General features: G+C 47.3%; 19 protein-coding genes. All 19 read left to right on the forward strand.

Annotation, left to right across the window (positions count from 1 at the left end; genetic code table 11):
- The first annotated feature begins 219 nt into the window (after nt 1–219).
- The 19 genes from L1X57_RS11865 (at nt 220) to L1X57_RS18855 (ending at nt 20,873) form a co-directional block, all read left to right on the forward strand.
- Nucleotides 220–645, forward strand: coding sequence for a DVU3141 family protein (locus tag L1X57_RS11865; RefSeq protein WP_009721795.1), 426 nt, complete (start codon nt 220–222; stop codon nt 643–645).
- The gene (locus L1X57_RS11870; RefSeq protein ID WP_009721796.1) at nt 645–2,369 is read left to right on the forward strand and encodes a polysaccharide biosynthesis/export family protein; all 1,725 of its coding nucleotides are present in this window, start codon (nt 645–647) and stop codon (nt 2,367–2,369) included. Before L1X57_RS11865 ends, L1X57_RS11870 begins: the two co-directional genes overlap by 1 nt.
- 84 nt (nt 2,370–2,453) lie before the next feature.
- Nucleotides 2,454–3,266 carry an ABC transporter permease gene (locus tag L1X57_RS11875; protein WP_009721797.1) on the forward strand — a complete coding sequence of 271 codons (813 nt, stop codon included), beginning with the start codon at nt 2,454–2,456 and terminating at the stop codon, nt 3,264–3,266.
- 3 nt (nt 3,267–3,269) lie between these two features.
- Nucleotides 3,270–4,367: a chain-length determining protein gene (locus L1X57_RS11880; protein WP_009721798.1), complete on the forward strand. Its 1,098-nt coding sequence runs from the start codon at nt 3,270–3,272 to the stop codon at nt 4,365–4,367.
- A gap of 280 nt (nt 4,368–4,647) precedes the next feature.
- The gene (locus tag L1X57_RS11885; protein WP_221927876.1) at nt 4,648–5,007 is read left to right on the forward strand and encodes a DUF4258 domain-containing protein; all 360 of its coding nucleotides are present in this window, start codon (nt 4,648–4,650) and stop codon (nt 5,005–5,007) included.
- The gene (locus L1X57_RS11890; RefSeq protein WP_009721800.1) at nt 5,007–5,198 is read left to right on the forward strand and encodes a DUF2283 domain-containing protein; all 192 of its coding nucleotides are present in this window, start codon (nt 5,007–5,009) and stop codon (nt 5,196–5,198) included. Before L1X57_RS11885 ends, L1X57_RS11890 begins: the two co-directional genes overlap by 1 nt.
- A 180-nt stretch (nt 5,199–5,378) precedes the next feature.
- A complete protein-coding gene (locus L1X57_RS18810; RefSeq protein WP_009721801.1) occupies nt 5,379–5,501 on the forward strand; it encodes a hypothetical protein in 123 nt (40 codons plus the stop codon).
- A gap of 22 nt (nt 5,502–5,523) precedes the next feature.
- A complete protein-coding gene (locus L1X57_RS11895) occupies nt 5,524–6,936 on the forward strand; it encodes an MBL fold metallo-hydrolase RNA specificity domain-containing protein (protein WP_009721802.1) in 1,413 nt (470 codons plus the stop codon).
- A gap of 110 nt (nt 6,937–7,046) precedes the next feature.
- Nucleotides 7,047–7,928: an ABC transporter ATP-binding protein gene (locus L1X57_RS11900; RefSeq protein WP_009721803.1), complete on the forward strand. Its 882-nt coding sequence runs from the start codon at nt 7,047–7,049 to the stop codon at nt 7,926–7,928.
- Between the two features lie 83 nt (nt 7,929–8,011).
- A complete protein-coding gene (gene rfbB, locus L1X57_RS11905) occupies nt 8,012–9,118 on the forward strand; it encodes a dTDP-glucose 4,6-dehydratase (RefSeq protein ID WP_009721804.1) in 1,107 nt (368 codons plus the stop codon).
- A gap of 263 nt (nt 9,119–9,381) precedes the next feature.
- Nucleotides 9,382–10,278: a dTDP-4-dehydrorhamnose reductase gene (gene rfbD, locus L1X57_RS11910; protein ID WP_009721805.1), complete on the forward strand. Its 897-nt coding sequence runs from the start codon at nt 9,382–9,384 to the stop codon at nt 10,276–10,278.
- A 153-nt stretch (nt 10,279–10,431) separates the two neighbouring features.
- A complete protein-coding gene (gene rfbA, locus L1X57_RS11915) occupies nt 10,432–11,328 on the forward strand; it encodes a glucose-1-phosphate thymidylyltransferase RfbA (RefSeq protein WP_009721806.1) in 897 nt (298 codons plus the stop codon).
- An 82-nt stretch (nt 11,329–11,410) separates the two neighbouring features.
- Nucleotides 11,411–11,959 carry a dTDP-4-dehydrorhamnose 3,5-epimerase gene (rfbC, locus tag L1X57_RS11920; RefSeq protein ID WP_009721807.1) on the forward strand — a complete coding sequence of 183 codons (549 nt, stop codon included), beginning with the start codon at nt 11,411–11,413 and terminating at the stop codon, nt 11,957–11,959.
- A 41-nt stretch (nt 11,960–12,000) separates the two neighbouring features.
- Nucleotides 12,001–13,797, forward strand: coding sequence for a hypothetical protein (locus L1X57_RS11925; RefSeq protein WP_009721808.1), 1,797 nt, complete (start codon nt 12,001–12,003; stop codon nt 13,795–13,797).
- On the forward strand, nt 13,794–16,313 hold the full coding sequence (locus tag L1X57_RS11930) for a hypothetical protein (protein ID WP_009721809.1): 2,520 nt from the start codon (nt 13,794–13,796) through the stop codon (nt 16,311–16,313). The genes L1X57_RS11925 and L1X57_RS11930 overlap by 4 nt, the downstream gene beginning before the upstream one ends.
- A 95-nt stretch (nt 16,314–16,408) precedes the next feature.
- Entirely contained in the window at nt 16,409–16,747 is a 339-nt protein-coding gene (locus L1X57_RS11935) for a hypothetical protein (RefSeq protein ID WP_009721810.1), read from the forward strand.
- Between the two features lie 58 nt (nt 16,748–16,805).
- On the forward strand, nt 16,806–18,080 hold the full coding sequence (locus L1X57_RS11940; protein WP_009721811.1) for a nucleotide sugar dehydrogenase: 1,275 nt from the start codon (nt 16,806–16,808) through the stop codon (nt 18,078–18,080).
- A gap of 21 nt (nt 18,081–18,101) precedes the next feature.
- Nucleotides 18,102–20,174: a hypothetical protein gene (locus tag L1X57_RS11945; RefSeq protein WP_234667732.1), complete on the forward strand. Its 2,073-nt coding sequence runs from the start codon at nt 18,102–18,104 to the stop codon at nt 20,172–20,174.
- Between the two features lie 66 nt (nt 20,175–20,240).
- Nucleotides 20,241–20,873 carry a CatB-related O-acetyltransferase gene (locus L1X57_RS18855; protein ID WP_186004631.1) on the forward strand — a complete coding sequence of 211 codons (633 nt, stop codon included), beginning with the start codon at nt 20,241–20,243 and terminating at the stop codon, nt 20,871–20,873.
- The last annotated feature ends 722 nt before the right edge of the window (nt 20,874–21,595 follow it).

Raw genomic sequence — 21,595 nt, forward strand, 5'->3', positions numbered from 1 at the left:
TAAAGCTGGCTTTTTTTATGTGTATCATTGGTAATGTAGCAAAATTTAATTAATTGATTGTATAAGGTTTGTCAACGTAGAGCCTCGCTTGTTAATACCTTACAATGGCATCGCTTTGTTAGCACAGGTTAACCACTTTTTAAGCCGCACAGCGTAGGGCAAGGGAATACGCCCGTTAGAATCCCTGGGCGGTAGCGTGCCTTTTTACTGGAAATCATCATGTCAAATAGCCTACTTTCTCTGACGCGGCCAGCTCGCATGCTGTTGGCAGCGTTAAGCGTTGCCGTAGTAAGCGGCTGCGCTACCTATCCCAACAGCACACAGCAGCAAGCCCAATACGTGCTGAATACCGACTCAGCTAGACTGTTGGGTGACGACAACCTCAATGGCTTTCTATCTCAAGCGCCAGCCGGGGCAGTCATGAACCTAGTGCGCAGCCCTTGGGGTGATAACGTCGAAATCATTGCCGGTGCTCCCTATCTAGCCGCCAGCGGCAGAGCGTGCAGGCAACTGCGTGTAACAGAAGCCGGAGGCAGCGCTGCCCGCACCGCCCTCACTTGCGAAACTCCCAATGGCTGGGTTAATCAGCGGGTGCTGAGTCAAAGCACCTCCGTTACATCCTCTGCAGCACAAGGGCGCTACTAATGAACGCTATTCGTCTCCTTAAACGGCTTTCGTTTAAACGCCCTCTTGCCGTTGCTTCTTTTGTTGTCATCAGCAGTGCCATAAGCAGTTCGGGGTGGGCGCAAAGCATTAGCTTGCCCAATACTATTCTGCCGGAAGGGCAGGCTCGCGAGCAGCAAGAGCAGGTGGATGATACGCCCCGCGCCGATTGGCGAAGCGGCACCTATGGGCCTGTTAGCGCTCAGCCGCAAAACCCTGATGCGTTACCACCGTTTGGGGCCAATCTGTTTAGCGGTGGGTTTCGTGGCGCTATGGGCGATGGCCTGAACGCTAGCTACCAAGTAAAGCCCGGTGATCAAATTACCGTGCGCGCCTGGGGAGCGTTTGAGTTTGAACGAGTGATACCTGTAGATGCTCAGGGCAATATCTTTATTCCTGGTTCTGGCCCATTAAATGTAGAGGGCCAAAATAGCCAGCAAGTAGAAAGCAGTGTGCGCGGTGCCATTACGTCGGTTTATCCAGAAAACGTACAGGTCTACACCAACGTACAGGGTGTTCAACCTGTTGCTGTTTTTGTGACAGGCTATGTTGAAAACCCAGGTCGTTTTGCAGGCACACCAAACGACTCGGTGCTCTATTTCCTCGATCAAGCAGGCGGTATCGACCAAGACTTAGGCAGTTATCGTCAAATTCGCGTGATGCGTAACGACCGCACTGTTGCCACGGTCGATCTCTACGACTTCCTTATCAATGGCTCTATTGCCCGTCCGCAGTTTCAAGACGGCGATACCATTGTGGTAGAAGAGCGCGGCCCCGCGATTGCAGTGGGGGGTGATGTGCACCGCGAGCACCGTTATGAGCTACTGGGCAACCAATTAAGTGGCGCTGAATTAGTTAATCTGGCGCGCTTGAGAAGTGGTGTTTCCCATGTTCTGCTACGCGGCAACCGGGAAGAGGGGCCCATTGCCCAATATTTCCCGATTGATATGTTCTACGGCCAAACCATTCGTAGCGGCGATGAAGTCCTGTTCAGTGCCGATAAGCGCAGTGAAACCATCGTGGTTGAAGTGGAAGGCAGTTACTACGGGCCTTCACGTTACGCGTTACCCCGTGATGCACGCTTAAGCGAACTACTCGATGCCATTCCGGTGCCTGAAAACATGACCGCAGTGGAAAGCATCTCGCTACAGCGTGAAAGCGTCAGGCAGCAGCAACAGCAATCCATGGAAGATAGCTTACGCCGCTTAGAAACCACCTACCTAAGCGCTGAATCCAGCACTAATGAAGAAGCTCGAATTCGCGCTCAAGAAGCCGAACTTATCCAAAACTTCATTGAGCGTGCCCGCGAGCTAGAACCAAGTGGCCGTTTGGTGGTTGCCTACAACGACCGTATTTCCGATATCCGTCTGCAGGATGGCGACGTCATCACCATTCCTGAGTTGAGTGACTCCATGCTCATCAGCGGCGAAGTACTCGTGCCCCAAGCAGCGGTGTTCCGTCCTGGCATGAATGTGATTGATTACATCGAAAGTGCTGGTGGCTTCACCAACCGCGCCGATGAAGACCACATTCTCGTTGTTCGTCAGAACGGTGCAGTAGAAAACGCTCGCAACGTCAACTTGCGCCCTGGGGATGAAATTCTTGTCATGCCCGCTGCACCTACCCACAATCTGCAGCTAGCCTCTACGCTCACGCAGATATTGTTCCAAATCGCTGTCGCTACTCGCGTCGCAGTTGATCTGTAAATGGTGAAGGGTGAGGTGTGAGGGGTAAAACCACTAACACCTCACGCCTCACGCCTCACATCTCACTTATTTAAAAGTAGAGCTATGGCAAATGTAAAAGGCGCGCCGAAAGGCGCCCGCACGCCTTGGCAAGTCACTCGTAGCGTTTGGTACGCCATGTTCGTGCGAGAAGCGCTCTCCCGCACCATGGGCGACCGCATGGGCTGGTTCTGGATGGTTTTCGAGCCGTTTGCCCTGGTGGCAATTATGGTGGGTATTCGTAGCTTTGTGGGTGGTGGTGGACGCCTAATTACTAATGCTCCCTTTATGCCGTGGATGATTACAGGGATGATGGGCTTTTTTCTTGTGCGTGAGGGTATGATTCGCGGCATGGGTGCAATTGATGGTAATAAAGCACTGTTTGCCTACCGCCAAGTACAACCGATTGACCCGGTATTAGTGCGTAATTTTCTTGAAGGAACGTTACGCAGTTTGGTTTTTTTGATCTTTATTGGTGGTGGATTAATGCTGGGGCTAGATATGTACCCAGATAACGCGATACGCGCTATTGCGGCTTGGTTGTCACTTTGGAGTTTAGGCTTAGGGGCAGGGCTGGTCACATCTGTTGCTGCAACATTAGTGCCTGAAATAGGTATTGTCATTCGCATGATTTCGCTGCCACTATTAATTATTTCTGGTGTTATTTTGCCATTAAATAGTCTGCCTCACTGGCTGCTGGAATACTTAATGCTGAACCCCATTCCTCATGGATTAGAAACACTTCGCTTAGGGTTTTTCGAAAATTATGAAGTGGTGCAAGGTACCAGCATGCTTTACATGTGGCTGTTCACTTTCACCTTAATATCGCTAGGTTTGCTGATGCACCTGCGCTTTGTTGATAAGTTAAAGGCAAAATAATTCATGCAAGTTTCCCTGCGTCGATTTGTAAAAACATCTCCCCACTGGGCGTTAGCATTTATTGCTATTTTGCTAGTGTCTTTTTATTGGTTTGTATGGGCAGAAGAGCGCTATGTGTCTCGGGCTACCGTGGTGCTAGAAAGCCCCCAGGTAGCCACGCCGGAATTCAGCCTTTCCTCCTTGATGGGCGGCGGTGGGGGGAATACGGCCGATCTTTTGCTGCTTCGAGAGCATCTACTTTCTGTTGATATGCTGCGCCTGCTTGATGAGCAGCTCGATATTCGCCAGCACTACAGCGAACACGGCGATATTTTTGCCAAGCTGCGCGACCCTAATGTCCCCATTGAAGACTTGCACAAATACTATCTGCGCCGGGTTGAGGTAGAGTTGGATGAATATGCCGGCGTTCTGAATATTCACGTCCAAGGCTACACACCAGAATTCGCCCGAGATATGGCTGCGCTGCTGCTAGACGCTGGCGAAAACCACATGAATACAATGGGCCACCGCTTAGCGGAAGAGCAGGTTCGCTTTTTAGAACAGCAGATGATTCGCCTGGAAGATCGTTTTCGTGATACCCGCACTGAGCTGCTCGAATTTCAAAACGAGTACGGCTTAGTATCGCCAACCTCCACGGTGGAAAGCATCAACCAAGTAGTGGCTACGCTAGAAGGCGACTTGGCCCGTTTGCAAGCGCAACGTAACGCGTTGGCCAGTTTCCAAAGCTCGCAATCAGCTGAGCTACGCCAAGTAGAGCGCAGCATCACCGCATTGCGAGATCAAATCGTCGAGCAGCGTGACCGCCTAGCGCAAGCAACGGGGAATTCGCTAAACCGCATATCTGCGGAATACGAAACGCTAGAGCTTCAAGCCCAGTTCGCACAAGAAACTTACTCCAGCGCGTTAGCGGCGTTGGAAAATACCCGCTTGGAAGCCGCCCGTCAGCTTAAACAGGTGAGCGTGCTGCAAAGCCCGCTATTCCCAGAATACCCAACCGAACCAAACCGCCTTTACAACAGCAGTGTATTTGCCATCATCACTATCTTCTTAGCCTTCATTTTCAGCATGATCATGATGATTGTGAAGGACCACAGGGATTAAGGTGGAATTTTGTAGCGCCGCGTAACGAGGTCGCGGGTGCGCTTCGCTTACCACGCGCTACAAAAACCGAAAGGCAAACGTGTAGCGCCATGCCACAAAACCCGAAAGGCAAACGTGTAGCGCGGTGTAACGAATCTTGCGAGGCACGAGCAAATGAGGCACCCGCGAATAGAAGCGCCATGCCACATAACCTGAAAGGCAAATATGTAGTGCGGCGTAACGAGGTCGCGAGGAACGAGCGAAACCGAGGCACCCGCAACGGCGGCGTAGCCGCCCAGCAATGTTACCTGCTCAATATCAGGCGGCGCAGCCGCCTAAAAGCTCCCTACCGTCAACGCTTCGCGCTACATTACCTGATTTGAAAAATGAGCTAGCCTTAACTATGTATAGCCATCGATTTAACTCAGACATACACATCACTCGTCATGCTAGCGAAAGAATGGCTGCTAGAAACATAAATGATGGTGAGTTAATCGAATTGATAGAAGCAGGCACGGTTAAGCATAAAGATGATGTGCGAGTGTGGGTGGCAAAAAATTTTGATAATAGGCAAGACAATCTCTTATGCGTTGCAGCAGTCCTAGAGGACAAAATTGTAGTGAAAACGGTAATGCATCATTTTGAGTGGGAGGAAAAGTAATGCGGACTACTTACGATGAGGCAGACGATATTTTAGTGCTGCATTTGTCTGAAAAAACGACCATCAAAGAAGTGTCTCAAGACTGGAATACGCATATTAGCTATGCAGAAGACGGGACAATCACAGAAATCGTTATTTTAGATGCCTCTAAGCAAGGGGCTTGGCCACTTTTGAAAAGTCAAGCTGCCTGAAATCTAACGCCGTGCCTATGCTGCACATTGCCCGCGGGTGCGCTTCGCTTACCACGCGCTACAAAACCCGAAAGGCAAACGTGTAGCGCCATGCCACATAACCCGAAAGGCAAACGTGTAGCGCGGTGTAACGAATCTTGCGAGGCACGAGCAAATGAGGCACCCGCGAATAGAAGCGCCATGCCACATAACCTGAAAGGCAAATATGTAGTGCGGCGTAACGAGCGAAACCGAGGCACCAGCAACGGCGGCGTAGCCGCCCAGCAATGTTACCTGCTCAATATCAGCACCGACGCCAACTAGCGCCACCGAAAAAGGAATTTCGATGCTTGAGATTATCCATCATGGTGGTGCGGCAGGGGTGACGGGTAGCTGTCACCAGCTTATTCTCAACAGCGAACACTCACTACTGGTGGATTGCGGCCTCTTTCAAGGCGAAGACGCGGCTGAAGACAGTTTTCAACAGCTGCAAATTGAATTTGATATCAGCACCGTTAGTGCTCTTGTCGTTACCCACGTACATATTGACCACGTGGGGCGGCTACCTTACCTGCTGGCGGCGGGTTATAAAGGCCCAATTATTTGCTCCATCCCGTCAGCAATGCTGCTACCGCTGGTCATTGAAGACGCCCTAAAGATCGGCTTTACGCGTAATGCAGACCTGATTCAGCGCTTTCAAGCGCAGCTTGAATCACAAATCGTCAGTGTGCCCTACGGTAAGTGGCACACCTTGGTTGGTGAAAATGTGGATGCAAGCAATGGCATCACTACCCGCATCAAGCTCAAAAGGGCAGGGCACATTCTCGGTTCTAGCTACGTAGAGATCGCCCACCAGCATGCCAATGGCCACAAAGAGCGCATTGTCTTCAGCGGTGATTTAGGGGCACCCTATGCACCATTGCTGCCTGCGCCTAAGTCGCCTTATAGTTGTGACCAGCTAGTCCTTGAAAGTACTTACGGCGACCGCCAGCATCAAGGTCGCCGCAAACGGCGTGCCACGCTAAAAAATGCCATTGAACAAGCCCTCGCTAACGGGGGTACGGTAATGGTGCCTGCCTTTAGCATAGGCCGCACCCAAGAGCTGCTATACGAGCTGGAAGGCATTATTTTCGAGGCTAAATCGAAGCCCAAGCAAAGCCGTTGGCAAGACTTGGAAATCATTGTTGATTCACCTCTTGCTGCCCGCTTTACCCACGTATACCGCCAGCTAAAGCCCTATTGGGATAAAGAAGCCCACCGCCGCCTACGCAGTGGCCGTCACCCGCTCAGTTTCGAAAATCTCTACACCGTAGAAAGCCACGAAGCTCACGAGCAAACTGTCCAATACTTAGCGAAAACCAGCCGCCCAGCGGTAGTCATTGCGGCCAGCGGCATGTGTGCAGGTGGCCGCATTATGAACTACCTAAAAGCCATGCTAAGCGATGCGCGTCATCAGGTATTGTTTGTGGGGTATCAAGGCGCAGGCACGCCAGGACGAATGATACAGCAACACGGCCCACAGGGCGGTTGGGTGGAAATAGATGGTCAGCGCATCGATATCCATGCTGGCATTACCACCATCAGCGGCTATTCCGCCCATGCAGATCAAAAAGACCTGCTTAATTTTGTAAAGCGCATGCGACGCTGGCCCCATACCATACGCCTTGTGCACGGTGACCAAGCCGCCAAGCACGCGCTCAAAAATGAACTAGAAGCGCTTTATCAGCGCAACAGCAAACCGCTTGATATCAATTTGTAGTGCGGTTCGCTTACCGCTTGCTACCTATTAAACACCTAAAGAGTCGGTGAAACTTACTTGCCCATGAATTTCCTATTCACTATTCACCACTCACTATTCACGAATTTAAAATGATTGAAATCAAACATCTCTACAAACGCTACCACAATCACCACGGTAGTAATTGGGTACTAAAAGACGTCAATTTCACAATCCCTATGGGCGTCAGTGTGGGCTTGATTGGTGCGAACGGGGCAGGTAAATCAACGCTTTTACGTCTAATTGCTGGTATGGACACCCCCGAGCGCGGCGAGGTAATTAGACATAGTCGTGTTTCTTGGCCGGTAGGGCTTTCTGGTGGTATGCAGGGCAATATGACGGGGCGCCAAAACGTTAAATTCGTTGCTCGCGTGCAAGGCAGTGACCCCGAAGAAGTCAAGAGAGTTATCAAGTTCGTGGAAGAGTTCGCTGAAATTGGCCCTGCCTTCGATGAGCCAATCCGCACGTACTCATCGGGTATGAAATCACGTATTTCTTTCGGTCTATCGCTCGCGTTTGATTTTGACGTCTACATCTCCGATGAAGCCACTGCCGTGGGCGATCGTGCATTTAAAGCCAAAGCCAAAGAGTTATTTGAAGCAAAAACAGGCCAAGCCTCTTTGATAATGGTGTCTCACTCAGAAGGCATTTTGAAGGACCTCTGCCAGGCAGGGGTTTATCTCAAAAAGGGTAATGCCTACTGGTATGACGATATCAATGATGCCATTGCTGCCTATCACTCAGATGTCGATGAAAAGAAACGTCATGCCGAACTGCCTAGCGATGTTGTGGGCGCTCGTAAATACCTACAAGCCTGCCATGCCGATTTAAAAGCTGCTCAAGAAACCCTGGCTGATGCCAAAGAGCAAGATGATAAAGCGGCGCTGGTCGCGGCGAAAAAAGCGGTTCAAGAAGCAGGCAACAGAGCTAAAGATGCGCGGGCAAATTTAGAGCTTCGACAAAGCGAACGATAGTGCCAGCGTTGATGAGATAGTTGATGAGATGGCTGATGAGTTAGTTGGTGAGATAGTTAATGAGATAGTTAATGAGATAGTTAATGAGAAAAACGTTTTTAATCACCGGTGGTGCAGGATTTATTGGTTCTGCCGTTATTCGTGAGCTAATTAAGAATACCGACCACCGTGTCGTGAATATCGATAAGCTCACCTATGCTGGCAACCTAGAATCGTTGGTAAGCGTCTCTGCCAATGAGCGCTACGCATTTGTGCAAGCGGACATTTGCGATGCCCCTGCCATGCAGCAGCTGTTTGAACAGCACCAGCCTGATGTGGTGATGCACTTAGCAGCAGAAAGCCATGTAGACCGCTCTATCGACGGCCCCGCTGCGTTTATTCAAACCAACGTGGTTGGTACTGCAGTTCTGCTAGAAGCCGCCCGAGCTTACTGGAAAGACCTGCAGCAACAAGATGCCGATAAAGCAGCAGTGTTTCGCTTTCATCATATAAGCACCGATGAAGTGTATGGCGACCTAGAAGGCACTGACGACCTCTTCACAGAAGAAACTCACTACGCTCCTAGCTCACCCTATTCGGCGAGTAAAGCCAGTTCAGACCATCTTGTTCGCGCTTGGCAGCGCACCTATGGCCTGCCTACACTTGTCACCAACTGTTCTAACAACTACGGGCCGTACCATTTTCCGGAAAAACTAATTCCGTTGATGATTCTCAATGCCCTGGCTGGCAAACCGCTGCCGGTGTATGGCGATGGGCAGCAAATTCGGGATTGGCTCTATGTAGAAGATCATGCCCGAGCCCTGATCAAAGTTGCCACCGAAGGTCGTATAGGCGAAACCTATAATATCGGCGGGCACAACGAACAAACTAACTTACATGTAGTAGAGACTATCTGTGAGATTTTGGATGAGCTAGTGCCATACAAAGTGAAGGGTAATTCTCACCACTTACCACTCACCACTCACGATTCACATAAACAACTGATCACGTTCGTCACCGACCGCCCAGGCCATGACGTTCGTTACGCCATCGATGCTAGCAAAATTGAACGCGAACTGGGCTGGAAGCCAGAAGAAACCTTCGAAACTGGCCTACGCAAAACCGTCGAATGGTACCTCGCCAACGAAACCTGGTGGAAACGCGTACAAGACGGTAGCTATCAAGGTCAACGCCTAGGCGCCAATACGTAGTGCGTGGTAAGCCTACGGCGCACCCGCAACAGACGCTTGAGTTTCGCGGGTGCCTCGGTATCGCTCGTTTCTCGCGGCCTCGTTACACCGCGCTACGGGTTTTACGATAGGTCGGTATTACTGGGTTTTGTAGTGCGTGGTAAGCCTACGGCGCACCCGCAACAGACGCTTGAGTTTCGCGGGTGCCTCGGTATCGCTCGTTCCTCGCGGCCTCGTTACACCGCGCTACAGGTTACGCAATCGTTTGACGTTAAGGCTTCTCCATGAACATCCTCATCACCGGCGGCAATGGCCAAGTAGGCTTTGAGCTCCAGCGCCAGTTTGCTCCATTCGGTACTATCCTGGCCCCGACACGCCAAGAACTCGACCTAACCAACTCCGAAGCTGTCGATGCGTATCTTGAAAAACACCAGCCTGATTTGGTCCTCAATGCCGCTGCCTACACAGCCGTTGATAATGCCGAGAGCGAACCAGAACAGGCAAGGCGCTTAAACGCCAAACTGCCCGCGCAACTGGCTAATTACGCCGCGAAGCGGAGCATCCCCCTGGTGCATTACTCAACGGATTACGTTTACCCAGGCAGCGGCGAAACACCCTGGCAGGAAGACAGCCCCACTGGCCCGCTAAGCGTCTACGGTGAAACCAAACTGGAAGGGGATCAAGCGGTGTCTGAAAGCGGTGCCAGCTACCTGGTTTTTCGCACTAGCTGGGTGTATGCCGCCCGTGGCAACAACTTCATGAAAACCATGCTTCGCCTAGGCCGCGAGCGAGACACGCTGAATATCGTTAACGATCAAATAGGCGCGCCCACCCCCGCACGTTTAATCGCTCAAATCACCGCGTTGTCTTTCGTGGCTCATGGCACACGGCTCTCTATTCACATCCCCCAAGGCATCTACCACTTAGCACCCAGAGGGGAAACCAACTGGCACGACTTCGCCAGTGAGATTTTTAACCAAGCCCGTGAATTAAAGGAAGTTCTTGCCATCACTCCCGAGGGTGTTGCCGGCATCTCCACGGTAGAGTATCCAACACCCGCCCAGCGCCCACTGAATTCACGCATGGCGCTAGGCAAGCTAGAAAGCGCATTAGGTATCACCATGCCACCTTGGCAAAGCCAGCTGGCCTTAACGCTTAAAGAATATCTAGATAATTTTTAAGCTACGGAAGCGACGAGTTTTGCCACGGATCTACACGGAGTCCACGGATAAAACCATATTCTTAATATTCATATGTTGGTTTTTTGTTGTTGATCTTATCCGTGCCTTTTCGTGTATATCCGTGGCAAAAAAAATTATTACAGCGAGTTGAGTATGAGCAACACCCAAAACCGTAAAGGCATTATCCTGGCCGGTGGCTCGGGCACGCGGTTACACCCCATTACCCGCGGTGTATCCAAGCAACTCCTGCCGATTTACGACAAACCGATGATCTACTACCCGATCTCGGTGCTCATGTTGGCAGGCATCCGCGACATTCTGATCATCTCAACGCCGGAAGATTTACCTCAATATCAAAACCTGCTGGGTACCGGCGAAGATTTTGGCATTCGCCTGCAATACGCAGAACAGCCTAACCCCGACGGCCTAGCCCAGGCGTTTATAATCGGTGAAGAATTTATTGGCGAAAGTTCTGTTTGCTTAGTGTTGGGCGACAACATCTTCCATGGTCAGCACTTCTCTGATCAGTTAAAGCGTGCCAGTTCGCATACGTCGGGCGCGACGGTATTTGGTTATCTAGTTAAAGACCCTGAACGTTTCGGCGTGGTGGAATTTGACGAGCAGGGCCGCGCTATTTCCATCGAAGAAAAGCCAAAAAAGCCAAAATCTGCCTACGCCGTCACCGGACTGTATTTCTACGATAACGACGTAGTAGATATTGCCAAGCAGGTAACTCCTTCAGAGCGCGGCGAGCTAGAAATCACCAGTGTGAACAACGCCTACCTGCAGCGGGGGGATTTACGCGTAGAGCGTCTTGGTCGCGGGTTCGCTTGGCTAGACACCGGTACTCATGACAGCTTGTTAGAAGCCAGCCAATACGTACAAACGATTGAACACCGCCAAGGTCTTAAAATCGCTTGCCTAGAAGAAATCGCCTGGCAGCAGCAGTGGATCAGCGACGAATGCTTAGCTGAGCTCGCCAAACCACTCGCTAAAACCCAATATGGCCAATACCTACAACGCCTACTCAAAACGAAAGGTAATAAGTAAGGGGTGAGTAGTGAGGAGAAAGTAATCTTACCCCTCAAGCCTTACATCAAGCTCCTCACCTTTCACCTCTTACGGTTTAGATATGCAATACGAAAAACTCGCCATTCCTGATGTTGTGCTTATTACCCCCCAAGTCTTCGGCGATGAGCGCGGCTTCTTCATGGAAACCTTTCGCCAAAGCGAATTCGAAGCCCACTGTGGGCATCACACCTTTGTGCAGGATAATCACAGTAAATCCGCCCAAGGCATACTGCGTGGCCTTCATTACCAGCACCAACAGCCGCAGGGCAAGCTAGTGCGGGTAACCCAAGGTGAAGTCTTCGATGTAGCGGTAGATATGCGCCAAAGTTCGCCAACCTTCGGCCAGTGGGTTGGCGCAATGCTTAGCGAGCAGAACAAGCAAATGTTATGGGTGCCACCCGGGTTTGCTCATGGCTTTTATGTCACCAGTGAACAAGCCGAATTTCAGTACAAATGCACCGATTACTACGCCCCAGGGGATGAAGTATCGCTGCGCTGGGATGACCCCACACTTAATATTCAATGGCCGTTGGTAAACAGCCGGGCACCCATGCTTTCAGCCAAAGATAAACAAGGCTTAAGTTTGCCAAATGCCCCTCGTTTTAATTAAAATTAATGATTGCTAAAGAAAAGAATGGAGCTGCTCTCACCATGTCCTTAGTCGTGTACGTAGGAATAGATAAATTCAAGGCCGAATCAGGCGCCGCCCTGCGCGAGCAAAACGCGACTGAACTAACGTTAAGCGACATTGCAAAGGGGCAGCCCAGCACTGATGAAGCCAGCACCGTTGAAGACCAATTGCTGGTGATTGATATGTTTAGTGAAGAAGCGTTAGCGTCACTTAAAAGCTGGCTGAAAAAAGAGACAGCGCATGCATGTATCATCGCTTGGCCGCAGCCTGTTGCTTGGCTGGCGGCTAGCCTGGCAACCGGGACAACAGGCGAGGAAGCGTTAAGTGATTGGCTGTCGCAAGCTAAACGTTTACTCGCGCTTTTTCGCTCAGCTCGCCGTCAAGTGACGTTGGCTGGTTACATGCCTGGCTGTGAATTAGAAGTGATTAAAGCGCCAGTGATAGACCGCTCTGAAAATCCGATATATCAACTAGCAGCGGCGTATCTGAGCAGTCAATCTCAAGCATTACAAGATACCTATGCCTACTTGGCAGCCAGCAGCAAGGAGTGCCCGGTTGTAGAGGCGCGCGAGGCAGAGATGGCTCAAGCAGCGCTGAGCGAATATCACGCTCGGCAAGCGGAGAGTGAGCAAGGCCAGCGAAATGGTCGTGCGCTAAAAGAGGCAGACGCCGCCCAGGAACGCCAGCAGCAGGATATTGCCCGCCTGAAAGGTGAATTGAGTAGTACCCACGATGAGTACGCCCTAGTGCTCCAACAACTCCAAAACACACAAGAATTCTTAGCAGAAGGAATCAATGATCTTCAAACGTTGAAAAAAGAAAACGAAGCACTTAAGCAAGCTTTTGATACTCAGCGCAAAGAGAAAGATGTTACTCAGCAACACAATCAGGTGCTGAAAAAAGAAAACGAAGCACTTGGACAGGCTTCTGACACACTTAAGATGAACGTTGAGACTCAGCGCAAAGAACAAAGTGCTATTCAGCAACATGTTCAAACGCTGCAAAAAGAAAACCAAACACTTAAACAGGTTTTGGAGACAGAGCAGAAAGACCAAGCAGTCATTTTGCAGGCGCTGCAAAATGTGCAAATAGAAGCCGCTGAAATATTCGATATGTTGCAGCAAGTCAGGGCCACTGATTTTGAGCACAGAGAGCAAGCGATTGCCCAGCAGGAACTCACTGCAGCGCAAAATGTGCAATTGCTGAGTACCCTGCAGGAGGCCCAACAGGCGTATGAAACGTTGTATGTAGAACAGCAAGCACTATCTGAGCAGCTATTCACGGTATACCCGCAAAACCAGCAAGAGCTTGAAAAGAACGCTTCTGAGCAGATAAACCTCCGCCAGCAGCTGGAAAAGCGCCAAACAGAACTCAACGTTCTGCGCACGGAAAGTGAACAGCGTATACACCGCCTAGAGCGTTTGGTGCAGTGGCTACGTGTGCATGCCCAGCGCCACGCAGCTGTAGCTTACCGCGAAATCCGCAGCTACAAGAAGGCGTTGCCCTCACAGGTAGCCATGCTAGAAGCTAGCCCGCTGTTTGATGCCGAGTGGTACTGTAAGCAATACCCAGACGTAGCTCAGGCCAATATCAAACCCGCTGAGCATTTCATCAAGTTTGGTGCCATTGATGGCCGCCACCCAGGGCCACTGTTCAGTACTGAGTTTTATCTTACTCACTATGAAGATGTCGCTGCCTCTGGCCAGCATCCGTTGCTGCATTACCTTCGCTATGGAAAAGAGGAAAATCGCGAGATACACCCACCTCAATACCAGTTGTCAGCGCTTCAAACAATAGCGAAGGGGGCTAAAGCATGAGCCAGAATGTTGACCTGCTAGTACACATTGGCCCGCTACGTGAAGAAAGCGAAACGCTGCTAAAACATGTAAACCAAGTCACATTATTGGCACCGCTTTCCCCTATGCTTGATCGTCAGCAGGCGTTAGCAAAAAACTTGCCTGCTTTGCACATTACGGAGCAGCCAGTGACCCCCCCCGGTGGAGAGGCGGTGTGCTATGCCTATACGCTGAAAGACTTTAACAGCTTGGCTCCTGCTAGTGAGTTAACCAGTCTCTATCCAGGGTTGGGTAAGGCTCGCCATCAAACCGTGGATACCCAAACGCTTCCTCAAGCGCTGGAACAGGCTGGTTTAAGCCAAGCCACGCTAACCCATTTGATTATCGAGCAACCGGAAATCGCTCTCAGCTTGCTACAAGTATTTAATCACTCAGGTTTGCTGGATCAGTTAACTCATCTTTGGGTGCGTACCAGCCCGCTGAGTCTTTACGAGGGAATGGCCACCAACGTTGAGCTGGCTCAATGGTGTGAACAGCATGGTTTTGAGGTTGGTGTTCAAGATGCTGAAGACCCAGATTTTTTCCTCATCGAGCTTACTCGTAACCCTCTCTATAGCAAGTTGAAAGCTGTTCAAGAACAGCTGGCTGAACATGAAACCCAATTTAGTCATCTAAGCGCAGAACGAGACACACTGAAGAAAGCGCTCGCTGAAACCGAGCAAAACAGTAAGCAATATGCACAGAAAGCTCAGCAACAGCTGAAAGAGAAAGATGCCCAGTTGGGTGAGCGGGATAGTCAGCTTCAACAGCTGACAGAAGAGCATGACGCGCTCAAGAAAATCCTTGCGGATACTGAGCAAAACAGCAAGCAAAGCGACGAGAAAGCTCAGCAGCAGCTGAAAGAAAAAGATGCACAGCTAGGTGAGCGTGCTAGCCAACTTGAACAGCTAAGCACTGAGCGCGACAAGCTGAAGAAAACGCTTGCGGAAGCCGAGCAAAACAGCAAGCAGAGTGCCCAAAAAGCCCAGCAACTGTTGAAAGAAAAAGATGCCCAGTTGGGTGAGCGTGCTAGTCAGCTTAAACAGCTGACAGAAGAGCGTGATGCGCTCAAGAAAACGCTTGCGGAAGCCGAGCAAAACAGCAAGCAGAGTGCCCAAAAAGCCCAGCAACAGCTGAAAGAAAAAGATGCCCAGTTGAAAGAAAAAGACGCGGAGCTAGCCGAGCGTGATACCCAATTAAGCCAGCTAACCGAAGAGCGCGATACGCTGAAGAAGCAGCTAAACCAAGCGATTAAAGTTAGCCAGCAGCATCAAAAAGAACACCAGGAAAGTGAGCAAAGACTTAAAGATGTAACACAGAAATATGAAGCTGTAGAACAGCAGTTACAAAATGCTGTTCAATCCGAACAGAAAGCGCTGAAAAAACTGGAAGAAACTCACGCTTGGTTTATTAATCGCAAGCAGCAAGCAGAAGAGGGCGCTGAGCAAATTAAAGCGCTGCAGGCAAAGCTAACAACTCAGCAGGCCCAGTCAGAAAGCCTTCAAGAAAATTTAACGCTTAGTGAAGAAGAACGCGAGAATTACCAGCGCTACTTTGCCAATAGTAAAAAACAGCATGAAGAATCTGAGGCTAAACTAGTTGAGGCCCAGCAGCAGCTAACTGAAAAAGACGCTATGATCAGCCAGCTCAGCGAACAGCTAGCTACGTTAAAGCATAGTAACGAACGTTTTGGGCAGTTAGAAAGCAAACTGGAATCATTGTTCGGCGAACAGCGCAGCTACATTCAGCAAACGACCAGCGCGCTTGGCCAGCACGTTACCCGAAGCGCCCGCCAACAGCGTGATGAGCAGGCACTGACGCACTATTTGCAACATGGGCAGCGCCCTGTCAGTACTCAGCTTGCGCCCGGTTACGCTATGGCGCTGCTAGTACACTATGATACCCACCATCATGATGTGGTGGTGATTTTCGGCAGCTTGAACACCACAGAGCTACTTGCTCAGAGCATTATCAATGCCCGGACAGAGCAACCACGCTTAATTAGGCAAAACGGCCAGCGGCAAGAGACTCATAATGAAGTGACGCTTTCTCACGATGATTTACCGCAAACCATAGTGAGCATTCAGCATCAGAAAACGGTCAGTGACGAACTCAAAGAGCGCTTAAACAACAAGCGCCTTAGCCACGCGGTGAATGTGGTTTACGCCCCATGGGGTGAGTGCCAGGCCAACGACCAAACAGCGCTGTTTTACTCAGCGGAAACCACGTTGCAACGGCTTAATCAATGGCTGCCAGAAGATGCCCGCGTGCTGATCATTGTAGGGGAAACGCTACCTGAAGCAGGCCACAGCCGAGAAGTAGCCTTACCGCTATTATTAAAGCAACTGCCCACGCAGCGGCTAGATATCGTGCTGGAGAGCAATAGCTATCCACAGGAAAGCAATTTAGTCTCCTATTGGGATACGCTGCTCGAAACCCGCCAACGCCCTGCCCAATGGTTGACACTCCCCAATGCCTACAGCCTAAGAGTTGAGTAGCGGAGCCGAGAATCGAATTTTGCCCCCAACCGGATGATTCGCCACTTACTATCCACCACTCACTATTCACCACTCACTATTCACGGGCCAACATCATGGAAAAAGATCTCGTTATACGCGCACACGCCGCTTTCAATGAAGGTGATTACATAGCGGCTAAAAAACTTTACCAAAAAGCAGCAAAGCTCTATGGAGAAACACTTTTTAGCGTTAATGTTGTCTTATGCGACAAATACCTGCAAGTAGCATCAGGTAAAGAGAAATCAACGATTAATTCACTCATTGAAAGTGCAGAAGTTAAAAAATTGCACGAGCAGATGCGCGATATGCAGCGCCAGCTACGTGAAAAAGACGCCAATATCAACGAGCGCTTTAAGGAGCTAGCGATTTTAACCCGCATATTAGAAGAAAAAGATAATACCGTTTCTGCTTGAATTATCAAATTCAAGTATCGTTAACGCACTGCAAACATAATCAGGAGTAAGAAGCGCCATGCAAATGGAAAATACCAAAATTGCTATTTTAGGTCTAGGTTACGTTGGTTTACCTTTGGCAGTCGCGTTCAGTAAATATTTCCCGACCATTGGTTTTGATATTAAAAAGACGCGCATTGAAGAATTAATGCAGGGTAAAGATAACACCCGTGAAGTAAGTGAGGCCGAGCTGGCTGCTGCACCCAATCTTGCTTTTAGCTGTAATGAAGAAGACCTGAAAGCAGCAAACGTATTAATTGTTACTGTGCCAACACCCATCGATGACCACCGCCAGCCTGATCTTACCCCACTAGTGAAAGCATCTGAAATGCTTGGGCGTGTAATAAACAAAGGCGATGTGGTAATTTACGAGTCTACGGTTTACCCGGGTGCAACAGAAGAAGAGTGTATACCTGTTGTTGAGAAGGTTTCCGGCCTTGTATTCAACCAGGATTTCTATGCGGGCTATAGCCCCGAGCGTATAAACCCAGGCGATAAAGAGCGCCCTGTCACTAAGATTATGAAAGTGACATCTGGCTCTACGCCTGAAATAGCAGACTTTGTCGACCAACTTTATGGCACCATTATTGAAGCAGGTACCCATAAGGCCAGCAGCATTAAAGTAGCTGAAGCTTCTAAAATTATTGAAAACACCCAGCGCGATGTCAATATTGCTCTTATCAATGAGCTGGCAATGATTTTCAGCCACCTGGGTATAGATACCAATGATGTAATTGAGGCCGCAGCTACCAAATGGAACTTTATCAAGTTACAACCAGGCTTAGTAGGTGGTCATTGCATAGGAGTAGACCCGTATTACTTAGTACATAAATCCATGTCGGTAGGCCACATCCCTGATATGATTCGTAAAGCGCGCGAAATCAACGATGGCATGGCCCGCTTTGTAGCCTCTAAATTGATCAAAGCCATGATTGAAAAAAGCCAGTTGATCAAAGGTGCCAAAGTGCTAGTGATGGGCATGACCTTTAAAGAAAATTGTCCTGATATACGTAATAGTAAAGTAGTGGACCTTATTAAAGAGCTTAAATCCTATGGGTTACATGTGGACGTTTATGATCCTTGGGTTGATAAAAATGAAGCAAAAGAAATATACGGGTTAGATTTAATCAGTGTGCCGAAGAAAAATTACTATGATGCAGTTGTTGTGACTGTTAAGCATAATGAGTTTGTTCAGGAGGGGAGGGAGCTTTTCTCTTACTGTAAGGAAATTTTCACTTTTGTAGATATAAAGAAAGTTGTTAAAGCTTGCGGCGAAAATATAATTTACATGTAATTTAGTTATAGGGGAAAAGTTTTGCTTAGTAAAAAAGAAGTATGTGAATTAGTTGAAGAGTCGGGTTTTTTCGATGGCAAATGGTATTGCGAAAAATATCCTGATGTTTTTGAAGGTGACTTATCTCCTTTGCAGCATTTCGTGAAATATGGGTATCGTCTTTTGCGTGATCCAGGGCCGAAATTTTCTAGTGCGGACTATACTGCTCGATATTCAAGGTTTTTCAGGAAAGGCGACTGGGCATTACTACATTATCTGTCGGTTGGGATAAATGAAGGCTTAAAGATAGATTCTCCTAATGGCAATTATGAACGTGATTTAGTCGTAAAGAAAGACGTTAGTGTTTCATGGAGTGGTGACTTTTATCATAAGGAAAATGATAAAATTTTCGTAGGCATTGCCTCGATACCTCAGCGAGTTAACTGTTTGAAACAAACCGTTCAATCACTGATTGATCAAGTAGATAGGATAGGTGTTTTCTTAGATAAATACGATTCTGTTCCAGAGTTTCTTGAAAATAATGAAAAAATTACATACAAGTTATCTAGTGACTTCTCTAGAGAAATAGGTGATGCAGGAAAGTTTTATTGGGTTGATGATTTTGATGGATATTATTTTACATGTGATGATGATTTGATATACCCCCAAGACTTTATCAACAGGATTGTCAAACGAATTCAGCATTATAATTATCCGGTAGTTGTCGGTTGGCATGGCAGTGTAATACTTGAGCCTTTTGTAAATTACTACAATAAGGACTCACGTCGAGTGTTTTCTTTTGGAGCTCCGAGGCCTTATGATACGCCGGTACATGTATTGGGTACAGGTTGTATGGGGTTTCATACTTCCCACATTAATGTATCATTTGCAGATTTTAAATCACCCAATATGGCAGATATATACTTTGCGGTTTTGGGTCAAGAACAAAGAATACCTTTTGTAGTTATCGAGCATAAAAAAGGAGAGATTTATGAGTCTGATGCCAGTCAAGAGTTTTCTATATATCAGCACAGCTCTAAAAGCATCAAGGGATCAAGGCATAATACAAAAGAAAAGCAAAATAAGATAGTTAGTGCTACGGATTGGAGCGTTAATTACGTAAATACTAAGCTAAGAATTTTGATTGTTGGTCGTTTTAAAATTAATGTTAAGGGGGGGGGTTTTAAAAGCTCTCATTTATTAAAAAATGGGCTTGAGAAACTAGGGCATATAGTTGATGTGTGTTGCCTTTCAGAACTTAATGAATGTGAGGTAAACAGAAAATATGACTTTTGTTTGGCTTATGCTCCTGATCCAGATAGGCCAGATTTTGGTGACTGCATTGAGTATATTAAAAAATTAGCAGTAGAGGGCTGCGTGTGTGCAGTTAATTTATCGTTTAATTTGAATAAGCAAAGGACAGCATGGATCGAGGACAAACTATGGGAATTGAATTCAGAGTTTGAAAAACCAAAAATATTTTTTGCAAGTTTTTCCAACTCAACGCAATACTCTTTTAAAGAAAAAACCAAAGAGATGATTGTTCCTTTTCCGAAAACTATCTCACTTGAGAGGTACGAGAATAAACCTTATTCACAGCGTGAGGGAATATTCCTTGGCGATCTTGCAAAGCTTAGTAACTCTTCTTTAGTAAACGGAAACTTAGCAAAGTGGGTTGAGCAAATTAGAATTAAGCTGCCGCATGTCAATATTTATGTATTGAAGCATTACCATACAAATAATGTTCCACTCAACTATCTGAAAGTGATACCTTACACTCAAGACATAGGGCGGGTATTGAATAAGTTTAGGCTTACTGTGTGTCTTGTTCCTGGAGCTACATTTGAAATGGTTCCTTTGGAATCTATGGTTTCTGGAACTCCTGTTATACACCGAGAAATGCCGCAGTCATTAAGTGAGTATTTATCTCCGCTTTCTGTAGAGGTAGCATCACCTTTTGAGCTTGGCGAAGTATGTAAAAATCTATATGAGCGTGAAGATATTTGGTCGCGTATAAGTTCCGCTGGATACAATTCGTTAGATTTTTTTGGAGTGGATAATGTTATCGCGGATGTTGATCTTGCTATTAGAAAAACTATATCAAGATCTTTATAACGTGAATGATTGATATGTGAGTTTTATGAAACGAGTGTTGATTGTTAGGTCATGGAGTTCTTAGTTTTGAGTTTAAAATATAATAAAGAATTTAAGCCACACGATAATTTTCGCTATGAACCTGAAGTGATGCTTGGAAAAGTAGAGATGCATGGTGGGGTCAGTTTTGGTTTTTCCAGCTATTTTAATAGCGGTTTTATTAGATCTAGCGTTATGGTGGGCCGTTACTGTAGTATTGGTCGCAATGTAATTATTGGATCTGGCGCCCATGATTTTGATGCTATTTCTACTAATCCTTTTTTTCAAGTTAATTCAAACCCGCCAAAAATAAAGTTTTCTGATCCAATAAAAAGAATAAGAGTTGAGATTGAGAATGATGTTTGGATTGGTGATAACTCCTACATTATGTCTGGAGTTAAAATTGGTAGTGGCGCAATAATAGCTGCGGGGGCAGTTGTTACAAAAACTGTCCTTCCATATTCTATTTATGCTGGTGTGCCGGCTAGGTGTATTGGTATGAGGTTTGATGAAGAAACTGTTTCTCGTCTTATTGAAGCTAGTTTCTGGGAAGTCAATCCTGAACTCATTAGGAGAATTGATATCGCCCAGATTGATGAGTTTATAGAATCTGTTTTGCTTTTAAGAGCTGATGATAATAACTTCTTTAAGCCATCATACCGACGCTTTGATCAACTCTAACAAGACTAGTTGTTGTCTTTATATTGTTATGAGTGTGTGGCCGCTAAAAATATTTTGCTTGAGTTATATTTTTAAAGTGCGTTAGTGTTGTGCTTTTAAGATGCGTGAAATCATTCATTGAGTTAAAGGTTGCTATATGGAAGCTATTCAGACAGTAGTTTCAGGTTGTTTTGCTTCACTTGGTTTTGGATTTATGCTAAAAGTTCGAAAGTGGTTTTCTTCGGGCCTGAGGTTTTTAGCTTTTTGCAAAGTCACTGAGTATCAACAAAAATGAATGATACAAAAAAATTGTTTATGCTGTTTATTGAGCATAATTTTTCGTTATAGGCCCCTTGAGTTAGTTAAGTAAAATTTTTAGCATGATGAGTGATTCATTATCCAGATAAAATAGCTTTTGTAGATGGATCAAAATGTTTCGCCGATACAGCAATTAGTCGGTGATTGCTTGAATTTTAACATGCAAGCATTAATTACGTATGTTTGCATGTTCTCTATATGTTTTGAGAGTTAAGCTTAAGTTAAATGGTTTTTATAAGCTAAATTAAATAAATCATTTTTTCGATTTGAATAATTTCCTAATTGATAGAAAAGTTCTTGATTTTTTCTGGTTTTTTAAAATTATTCAGTGATTTTAATTAGCGGCAAACAGGTTCTACATTGTGTTGATTATCTCATGTTGATGCTAAAATATTCACTAAATATGAAGTTTTATCTTAACGCCT

Origin of the sequence: Halomonas sp. TD01, from assembly GCF_923868895.1 — a bacterium.
Taxonomy (GTDB): Bacteria; Pseudomonadota; Gammaproteobacteria; order Pseudomonadales; family Halomonadaceae; genus Vreelandella.

Excerpts from the sequence above, each read along its gene's own strand:
- L1X57_RS11940 (WP_009721811.1), top strand. The coding sequence starts at position 16,806 with ATGCAAATGGAAAATACCAAAATTGCTATTTTAGGTCTAGGTTACGTT.
- L1X57_RS11895 (WP_009721802.1), top strand. The coding sequence starts at position 5,524 with ATGCTTGAGATTATCCATCATGGTGGTGCGGCAGGGGTGACGGGTAGC.
- L1X57_RS11880 (WP_009721798.1), top strand. The coding sequence starts at position 3,270 with ATGCAAGTTTCCCTGCGTCGATTTGTAAAAACATCTCCCCACTGGGCG.
- L1X57_RS11885 (WP_221927876.1), top strand. The coding sequence starts at position 4,648 with ATGTTACCTGCTCAATATCAGGCGGCGCAGCCGCCTAAAAGCTCCCTA.
- rfbC (WP_009721807.1), top strand. The coding sequence starts at position 11,411 with ATGCAATACGAAAAACTCGCCATTCCTGATGTTGTGCTTATTACCCCC.
- rfbB (WP_009721804.1), top strand. The coding sequence starts at position 8,012 with ATGAGAAAAACGTTTTTAATCACCGGTGGTGCAGGATTTATTGGTTCT.
- L1X57_RS11900 (WP_009721803.1), top strand. The coding sequence starts at position 7,047 with ATGATTGAAATCAAACATCTCTACAAACGCTACCACAATCACCACGGT.
- L1X57_RS11930 (WP_009721809.1), top strand. The coding sequence starts at position 13,794 with ATGAGCCAGAATGTTGACCTGCTAGTACACATTGGCCCGCTACGTGAA.
- L1X57_RS11875 (WP_009721797.1), top strand. The coding sequence starts at position 2,454 with ATGGCAAATGTAAAAGGCGCGCCGAAAGGCGCCCGCACGCCTTGGCAA.
- rfbA (WP_009721806.1), top strand. The coding sequence starts at position 10,432 with ATGAGCAACACCCAAAACCGTAAAGGCATTATCCTGGCCGGTGGCTCG.
- rfbD (WP_009721805.1), top strand. The coding sequence starts at position 9,382 with ATGAACATCCTCATCACCGGCGGCAATGGCCAAGTAGGCTTTGAGCTC.
- L1X57_RS11865 (WP_009721795.1), top strand. The coding sequence starts at position 220 with ATGTCAAATAGCCTACTTTCTCTGACGCGGCCAGCTCGCATGCTGTTG.
- L1X57_RS18810 (WP_009721801.1), top strand. The coding sequence starts at position 5,379 with ATGCCACATAACCTGAAAGGCAAATATGTAGTGCGGCGTAACGAGCGA.
- L1X57_RS11890 (WP_009721800.1), top strand. The coding sequence starts at position 5,007 with ATGCGGACTACTTACGATGAGGCAGACGATATTTTAGTGCTGCATTTG.
- L1X57_RS11935 (WP_009721810.1), top strand. The coding sequence starts at position 16,409 with ATGGAAAAAGATCTCGTTATACGCGCACACGCCGCTTTCAATGAAGGT.
- L1X57_RS11870 (WP_009721796.1), top strand. The coding sequence starts at position 645 with ATGAACGCTATTCGTCTCCTTAAACGGCTTTCGTTTAAACGCCCTCTT.
- L1X57_RS11925 (WP_009721808.1), top strand. The coding sequence starts at position 12,001 with ATGTCCTTAGTCGTGTACGTAGGAATAGATAAATTCAAGGCCGAATCA.